Below are 7,750 nucleotides of genomic sequence, written 5' to 3'. Positions count from 1 at the left end.
ATAGACTTTATTGAGATTTGTATAATTTGGGATCATCTGTCATGGCTCCCGCCGTTTTAATTCAAAATCTGCAAAAACGTTACGGTACAGTGGTTGCCGTCCAGGATGTTTCATTTCAGGTAGAACCAGGAGAAATCTTTGGTTTACTTGGCCCCAACGGTGCTGGTAAAACTACTACCTTGCGTGCTTTATGTACACTTACCACACCGGATGCTGGCAAAATCGAAGTATCTGGCATCTCTGTATTAGATAATCCGAGAGTGGCAAGACAACGACTAGGCTACGTAGCTCAGGAAGTCGCTATAGGTAAGGTGCTGACTGGAAGAGAACTGCTGCAACTGCAAGCCGCACTTTATCACCTCCCAGGCGCAGTAGCCAAACAGCGCATTGAGACTGTATTAGATTTACTCGGTTTGCAAGAATACGCCAATAAAAAAACAGGAACCTACTCTGGCGGTTTACGCAAGCGCCTAGACTTGGCTGCTGGGTTGCTCCATGCACCGGATGTTTTGGTGTTGGATGAGCCAACTGTGGGACTTGACATAGAAACTAGATTTGTGGTATGGGATTTCCTGCGTAAATTACGCGCCTCTGGGACAACGGTAGTAATTACCAGCCATTACTTAGAAGAGATTGACGCCTTAGCCGATCGCGTGGCAATTATAGATCGCGGCGTTGTGATTGCCAGTGGCACACCTTCGCAATTAAAAGATCAAGTAGGGGGCGATCGCATTACTTTGCGAATCCGCGAGTTTTCGTCTATTGAGGAAGCCGAAAAAGCCAAAAACCTCTTGCAACCTTTGCCATTTGTGCAAGAAGTGATCATCAACAGCGCTCAAGGTAATTCCCTTAACTTGGTAGTGACACCTCAGAACGATGTTCTGATTAACATACAGCAAGCACTGAATACTGCTGGCTTGCCCATATTTGGCATAGCCCAATCTCGCCCCAGCCTCGATGATGTTTACCTCGCCGCTACAGGACGCACACTGATGGATGCAGAACTAGCAGCCGTTGCCACTCGCGATCCCAAGGTTGAGAAAAAGCAGAATATGAGATAGGGAATGGGGCAGGGGGCATAGGGCATAGGGCATGGAGATATTTACCAATTCCCAATTCCCAATCCCCAATCCCCAATTCCCGATTCCCCACTCCCCACTCCCCACTCCCCAATCCCCAATTCCCGATTCCCCACTCCCCAATTATTTATGAGCGTTACTCCTAAATCTGATATCAATTGGCAGCCGTTAGCATCGCCACAAGCAGATGCTAATGCTGCACCTAACTTTTTCGGTGAATTGGTACAAGAGACGTTGGCTTTAACTCGTCGCTTGTTTATTGAATTGCAACGCCGTCCCTCCACATTGATTGCCGGAATTATTCAGCCAGTGATGTGGTTGGTGCTATTTGGTGCTTTATTTCAAAATGCACCCAAGGGATTGTTCGGCAGTACGGCAAATTACGGACAATTTTTGGCTGCTGGAGTAATCGTGTTTACAGCCTTTGCTGGGGCGCTGAATGCTGGTTTGCCCGTAATGTTTGACCGCGAGTTCGGCTTTTTGAATCGTTTGCTGGTAGCACCGTTAGCATCACGGTTTTCCATTGTCTTTGCTTCAGCAATCTTTATCATCAGCCAAAGTTTGCTGCAAGCAGCCGTGATTGTTGCAGCAGCAGCCTTTATTGGCGCTGGACTACCGGATGCAACGGGCTTATGTGCGATCGCTCTAATTGTCTTCCTCTTAGCTTTGGGTGTGACAGCCATCTCCCTTGGTTTAGCTTTCGCTCTACCCGGACACATTGAATTGATTGCAGTGATTTTCGTCACCAACCTACCATTATTGTTTGCGAGTACAGCTTTAGCTCCTCTATCCTTCATGCCTCAGTGGTTGCAGGTTGTGGCTACCCTGAATCCTCTCAGCTATGCGATCGAACCCATTCGCTATCTCTATCTCCACAGTAGTTGGGAACTAGGTAGCGTAGTAATGCAAGCTCCTTGGGGTGATGTTACCTTCGGGGGAGCGTTGCTGGTACTATTTGGCTTTGCCGTTGTCGCGTTACTGAGTATTCAACCCCAACTACGGCGAACTCTCACTTAAAGAGATAAAATAGAGCAATTTTAGGGTCAAAATCCATGAAAAAATCATTTTTACAAATTCCTAGACTCATTGTCGCTACCGTGGCAGGAATTAGCTTTGCTTCCTTGATCATGGCTCAACCAAGTTCGGCTCAAATCAGCAGCCCAGCAGATTCTTTTCCCAGTAATAGTACAACAGACCAAAATACCGATCCCTTCTCCCGCACGAACTCAGACAACTTCAACATGTTTGACCTGATTCATCGGGCGAATTTTGGGACTCTCAACTGGAATTCTGACCAACAGAACCAACAACTAGACTCAGCCGCAGCAGCCTTTAAAGCAAGGCAACAAAAACTAATTCAAGGTCAACAACAGCAACCAACCCGCAGTTTGCCATTGTTTACACTACCATCAGCTACGCCGCCATCGGTTACACCACAATCAGGTAACTGAATTCAAACAAAGAACCCCAAGCCTGTAGTGCAATGTCTAAGCTAATTTTGAGGGTTTGTAGTAAGCACTTCAGTGCTTAGAAAATGAGGACTAAAGTCTTTACCCAACGGGAAAGTTAGTCGCTGATGGGGGAAACCCCCAGACGCTCGCAGACTCGCTAACGCTGCGCTATCGCCTTTGGCGTCTCCCTTTGGGAGAAGACCGCGCTAACTCACTACGAACTTGTTGACCCATCAATTTAAACTTGACAGACTATTAGGCTTGGGGCTGAGACTGTTTAAAAAATCCGTAAGGATTCAGGTAAAAAACTACAGCCCAAGTGCAGCTAAAACATCGCTAGCATGGGTAGTGGTATTTACACTCGTGTCAACATGGGTAATTTTGCCGTTGGGGTCAATTACGTAGGTGACGCGCTTGGCATAACCGCCGCCATCCACATCGAAAGCTTTGATGAGGGATTTGTCGGTGTCAGCCAGTAAGGGAAAATTCAAATCATATTTTTGGGTGAATGCCTGATGAGAGACTTCATCATCAGCACTGACTCCCAAAATTACAATATCTTTACCTTGATATTGAGCCTGGGCATCCCGAAAACTACAGGCTTGTTTGGTGCAACCTGGCGTGTCATCTTTGGGGTAAAAATACAAAACAACCGTCTTTCCCCTCAAATCAGATAACGAAACTGTGTTGCCGTTTGTATCTTTGGCGGTAAATGCAGGTGCATCCGTACCAACTGCTAGAGGCATAATTAACCTTTCCTGTTTCAGATTGTTGATGCACTTGAAATTTTACATTAATTTATAATCATTAAATATAATTACTAAAAAATAGCATAACTATACTTTAGTAACCAATTTTTGCTTAAATGAGGTAGTTGCTACAAGAAAAAATATATTTTTACATTAATATTTATCAAAAGAAAAATTACTACCCATACACAATGCCTGTTGTTGATTCCCAAAACCCAAATATTTTTGTCTATCCTCAAAGCACAGTAGAGAGAGCCGAGCGATCGCTAGTGTGTTCGCCCTTCAATTTATCTTTATTTGAAGTCATGGGACACCAGAGTGTGTCATTAACTGCGATCGCACTAGAAAATGGCCTCAAACAGGGCTATACTAAACGCCCTTTATCAGAATTAGCCTGTGACAACGCCTTGGGCTGGCTGATCCAAGTGGGTGTATTGCGCCGCGAAGTCGATGGTCAGGGGATTACAGATAGTTTTCGCCTCACTCCCTTGGGTCGCCAGTTGGTAGAACAATATCAGGGAAAAAATTGGCGGACACCTTCATGGCGCGATCGTTTATCCGATGCTGTGATTCGTTGGTTGCGGATACCTTTTTAGAATAAAAAACCAAAAAGTTAGGATTAGGGAATCAAAGGGAACAATATATACGGAAACGTCACATCTATTCATGAAGTCTTTACCATAATTATCTAATTGAAATTTGTGATGCTGGGCATAGGGCATGGGGCATGGGGCATGGGGCATGGGGCATGGGGCATGGGGCATGGGGCATGGGGCATGGGGCATTGGGAATTGGTCAATAATCAATAGTTTTTCTTCGCCTGCTTCCCCTGCTCCCCCTGCCTCCCCTGCTCCCTCATCTCCCTCATCTCCGTCATCTCCCTCATCTCCCTCATCTCCCTCATCTCCCCTTGATCGCCTCTTGTTCGCTCCTAAAAATTCACCCTGTATCCTGAAAAACTAACGAATAACAACTATGAAATCAATTATGGTGGTGGGGACAACATCTCATGCAGGGAAATCACTTTTAACTACAGCTATTTGTCGCATTCTGTCGCGGCGTGGCTGGCGAGTGGCTCCCTTTAAAGGTCAAAATATGGCTTTAAATGCTTATGTCACTGCCAATGGTGGAGAAATTGGCTATGCCCAAGCAGTGCAAGCTTGGGCGTCAGGAGTCGTGCCTTGGGTAGAAATGAACCCTATTTTACTCAAACCTCAAGGGGATATGACTTCCCAAGTAATTATTAAAGGCAGGTCTGTTGGTAAAGTAAGTGCCTCAGATTACTACGAGCAATATTTTGAACTGGGGTGGCGGACAATTGAAGAATCGCTACAGCATTTAGGAACAGAATTTGACATGGTGGTTTGTGAAGGTGCCGGTAGTCCAGCAGAGATTAACCTCAAGCACCGTGACTTAACTAATATGCGGGTGGCAAAACATTTAAATGCGCCAACGATGTTAGTGGTTGACATTGACCGGGGTGGTGCTTTTGCCCATGTAGTGGGAACCTTAGAGTTATTAGAACCAGATGAACGCGCCTTAATTCAAGGTGTAGTAATTAATAAGTTTCGAGGACAGCGATCGCTCCTAGAACCGGGGATAAAATGGTTAGAAGAACGTACAGGTATCCCCGTTATCGGTGTTATACCCTACTTACAACAAGTGTTGCCAGCAGAAGACTCCCTTGATTTGCTAGAACGTGAATCTCATAAAGCCCAAGCTGACCTCAACATAGCTGTCATCCGCTTACCCAGAATTGCCAATTTTACCGACTTTGACCCACTAGAATCAGAAAGCACTGTCTCAGTAAAATATCTAAGTCCAAAGCAAGATTTGGGACATCCTGATGCCGTAATTATTCCAGGTACAAAAACCACAATTGCCGATTTGCTACTGCTGCAAAAAAGCGGTATGGCAGAAGCTATCCAACACTATGCTGCTTCTGGGGGAACGGTTTTAGGTATCTGCGGTGGGTATCAAATGCTCGGTCAAATCATCGCTGATCCAGAAGGGATAGAGGGACAAGCAGGCAGGTATCAGGGGTTAAATCTTTTACCAATCAGAACTGTAATTACCGGACAAAAAATCGCCCGCCAGCGCCAAGTTAGCTCAAATTATCCGCAACCAGGCTTGCCAGTAAATGGCTTTGAAATTCACCAAGGGCGATCGCGCATCGAACAGCAAGGTGTAGACCCTCAATCGTACCATGCCCTATTTGACGATATTAATTTAGGATTAGTGGATAGTTGTCAATCAGTCTGGGGAAGTTACCTCCACGGGCTTTTTGACAACGGCCCTTGGCGACGCGCTTGGTTAAATCGCCTCCGTCAACAGCGCGGTTTAAAATCTTTACCCACCGGAGTTGCCAACTACCGAGAACAGCGAGAGCAGATTTTAGACTCCCTAGCCACTGAAGTAGAAAGCCATTTAGACTTAACTCCATTTTTGTCTTAAACTAAGTGCATAAAAATCACACATTTTTTCAATACCTTTGCCAAAATAAGAGGCTACAAAAATTTGGGCAAAACTGGCAAAACAACCCATACATAAGCGTTGAGCTTGACTTTGTAGCTTGAACTCTCAAACCCTTTATCCTGTGGGCAATCCGTTAAAAAAACCTTGCGGTCAACCTTGAAGTAATTTTTATGACTTATTGTTTTTGCCAAGCATCGGAGAAAAGGACCTGAGATATCAACTCACCCTCGTAAATTGCGAAGGTATTGTTTTTCGCTCACAGTATCATTAGTCATTTGCTAATGACCAATGACTAATGACCAATGACCAATGACCAATGACCAATGACCAATGACCAATGACCAATGACTAATGATTGTTCGTGTCCGCTTTTTACCAGATGATGTCACAGTAGATGCCGAAGTGGGAGAAGCCCTATTAGATGTAGCAGACCGGGCTGGGGTATTTATTCCCACCGGTTGTCTGATGGGGTCTTGTCACGCTTGCACTGTGGAATTAGAGGATGGAGAGATCATCCGTGCTTGTATCACAGCAGTACCACCACGCGAGGAATTGACGATTAATTTGTTTAGCGACCCAACTTGGTAATGTCGCCCCTGTTAGTATGCTATGGAACTTCCAAAAATTAAATTACTCAATTCCTGTATCCAATACGACTATCTGATTTCTTCTTCCCCTGCTTACCAAAACGATTAATTATTTGTTTATTTGGAAGTCCTTATGCGGATATTAATTGTGCTATTGTAGATCGATTCCATTATGAGTTACGTAACGCATAATATCTCCCATTACTAACTTAAAGGAGAATAACATGGCACGGCCACCTATCCATCCTGGAAAAATTCTTGCTGATGAGCTTCATGAATTGCAGATGAGCGCAAGTGAGTTAGCACGTATCCTTCATGTCCCAACAAATCGCATTACTGAAATAATTAATGGTGAACGGGCAATTACTGCTGACACGGCATTACGGTTAGGGCAATGGTTTGGTACTGGTGCCCAGTTGTGGATGAATTTACAAAAAAATTATGAGCTTAGACTAGCTGAAGAAAAAATGGGTGAAGAAATTCAGGCAACTATTTCACCCCGGATATTACCTGAGTTAAAACAAGTCAAGGCATAAAAAAATTGAATCTTCGATTTTTTTGGATAGATAGCAAGAAACTTTGACACATTGTTTATTACTGTGGCGATCGCATCTGTTGAGAAAATTAATGCCAAAGAAAGTTAGGGATCTGAAGCAAATGCTTCGTCAACATGAATAAATTCAAGTACCAAATGGTAATTCAGTGGTCTGAGGAAGATGATTGCTTCTTAGTAGGATTCCCTGATTTTCCAGGACAACGCTGGCGGACTCATGGGGATACTTACGAGTTGGCTGTGGCAAATGGAATTGAAGCCTTAGAGTCTCTAATTATTGCTTATGAAGCTGTAGGTGATCCACTTCCAGAACCATCTTATGAGGCTGGATCATAAAGAATTTAACTACCAAAAAGACTTTCATAAAAAAGATTCAGCAAATTCACAGTTTCTATATTGCCATTATCAAACTGAACATCAACGTCATGAGATAAAGTCTCTTTCATAATTATTCCAATTATACAATCACAAGGAGTAAAGATGATTCAGTCACCTTTGATTTATGGATTATCTGTAAATATAGAAAGGGGAAGGTTAATAAGTATGGAGTTCAATACTTTGCCTATGTTACCTATAAGATCAACACAACTTTAGAGTACATTTATCAAGATTATCGAAAAAGATTTGGAATTGAAACTAGCTATCGTCTGAAAAATATTTGTCGAATTAAAACTAATAATAAAAATCCAGTATTGAGATTATTATTCCTTGGTATATCCTTCCTTTTAGTTACAATACCTTCGCCAATTATGAAGTGGTGACAGAAGGCTTAGGAGCGTGAATACGCCCCAGCGAGGATATTCTATCAAAAATTTGAGATAATAAAACCTTGTGTGGCTTTTTCGGAAGCATCTTA

Annotated in this window: 10 protein-coding genes; 9 read left to right on the top strand and 1 reads right to left on the bottom strand. The window is 43.6% G+C overall.

The features are described from left to right. Window positions 1–41 precede the first annotated feature (41 nt). The 3 genes from LC574_RS17090 to LC574_RS17080 all read left to right on the top strand — a co-directional run bounded on the left by LC574_RS17090 (window position 42) and on the right by LC574_RS17080 (window position 2,530). Complete coding sequence (locus tag LC574_RS17090) at window positions 42–1,061, top strand: ABC transporter ATP-binding protein (RefSeq protein ID WP_229454616.1); 1,020 nt, start codon at window positions 42–44, stop codon at window positions 1,059–1,061. 147 nt (window positions 1,062–1,208) lie between these two features. Continuing rightward, window positions 1,209–2,096, top strand: coding sequence for an ABC transporter permease (locus LC574_RS17085; RefSeq protein ID WP_229454615.1), 888 nt, complete (start codon window positions 1,209–1,211; stop codon window positions 2,094–2,096). A 35-nt stretch (window positions 2,097–2,131) separates the two neighbouring features. Further along, window positions 2,132–2,530 (top strand): hypothetical protein, encoded by a 399-nt coding sequence (locus LC574_RS17080; protein ID WP_229454614.1) that lies wholly within the window; start codon window positions 2,132–2,134, stop codon window positions 2,528–2,530. 308 nt (window positions 2,531–2,838) lie between these two features. Here the strand turns inward: LC574_RS17080 and LC574_RS17075 are convergent, their stop codons facing one another. Further along, complete coding sequence (locus tag LC574_RS17075) at window positions 2,839–3,276, bottom strand: peroxiredoxin (RefSeq protein ID WP_229454613.1); 438 nt, start codon at window positions 3,274–3,276, stop codon at window positions 2,839–2,841. A gap of 194 nt (window positions 3,277–3,470) precedes the next feature. Between LC574_RS17075 and LC574_RS17070 the strand changes: the two genes are divergently transcribed. The 6 genes from LC574_RS17070 to LC574_RS17045 all read left to right on the top strand — a co-directional run bounded on the left by LC574_RS17070 (window position 3,471) and on the right by LC574_RS17045 (window position 7,230). Further along, window positions 3,471–3,875, top strand: a complete 405-nt coding sequence (locus tag LC574_RS17070; protein WP_229454612.1) for an Npun_F0494 family protein — start codon at window positions 3,471–3,473, stop codon at window positions 3,873–3,875. 166 nt (window positions 3,876–4,041) lie between these two features. Then, window positions 4,042–4,242, top strand: coding sequence for a hypothetical protein (locus tag LC574_RS17065; RefSeq protein WP_229454611.1), 201 nt, complete (start codon window positions 4,042–4,044; stop codon window positions 4,240–4,242). Window positions 4,243–4,254: 12 nt separating this feature from the next. Next, the gene (gene cobQ / locus LC574_RS17060) at window positions 4,255–5,733 is read left to right on the top strand and encodes a cobyric acid synthase CobQ (protein ID WP_229454610.1); all 1,479 of its coding nucleotides are present in this window, start codon (window positions 4,255–4,257) and stop codon (window positions 5,731–5,733) included. A gap of 372 nt (window positions 5,734–6,105) precedes the next feature. Continuing rightward, window positions 6,106–6,342 carry a 2Fe-2S iron-sulfur cluster-binding protein gene (locus LC574_RS17055; protein ID WP_069073076.1) on the top strand — a complete coding sequence of 79 codons (237 nt, stop codon included), beginning with the start codon at window positions 6,106–6,108 and terminating at the stop codon, window positions 6,340–6,342. Between the two features lie 223 nt (window positions 6,343–6,565). Next, window positions 6,566–6,877 (top strand): HigA family addiction module antitoxin, encoded by a 312-nt coding sequence (locus LC574_RS17050; protein WP_229454609.1) that lies wholly within the window; start codon window positions 6,566–6,568, stop codon window positions 6,875–6,877. A gap of 134 nt (window positions 6,878–7,011) precedes the next feature. Continuing rightward, window positions 7,012–7,230 carry a type II toxin-antitoxin system HicB family antitoxin gene (locus tag LC574_RS17045; RefSeq protein WP_229454608.1) on the top strand — a complete coding sequence of 73 codons (219 nt, stop codon included), beginning with the start codon at window positions 7,012–7,014 and terminating at the stop codon, window positions 7,228–7,230. Window positions 7,231–7,750 lie beyond the last annotated feature (520 nt).

This window comes from Nostoc sp. CHAB 5715 (genome assembly GCF_020829685.1).
Lineage (GTDB): Bacteria > Cyanobacteriota > Cyanobacteriia > Cyanobacteriales > Nostocaceae > Nostoc.
This window is presented reverse-complemented; position numbering and strand designations above follow the sequence as displayed.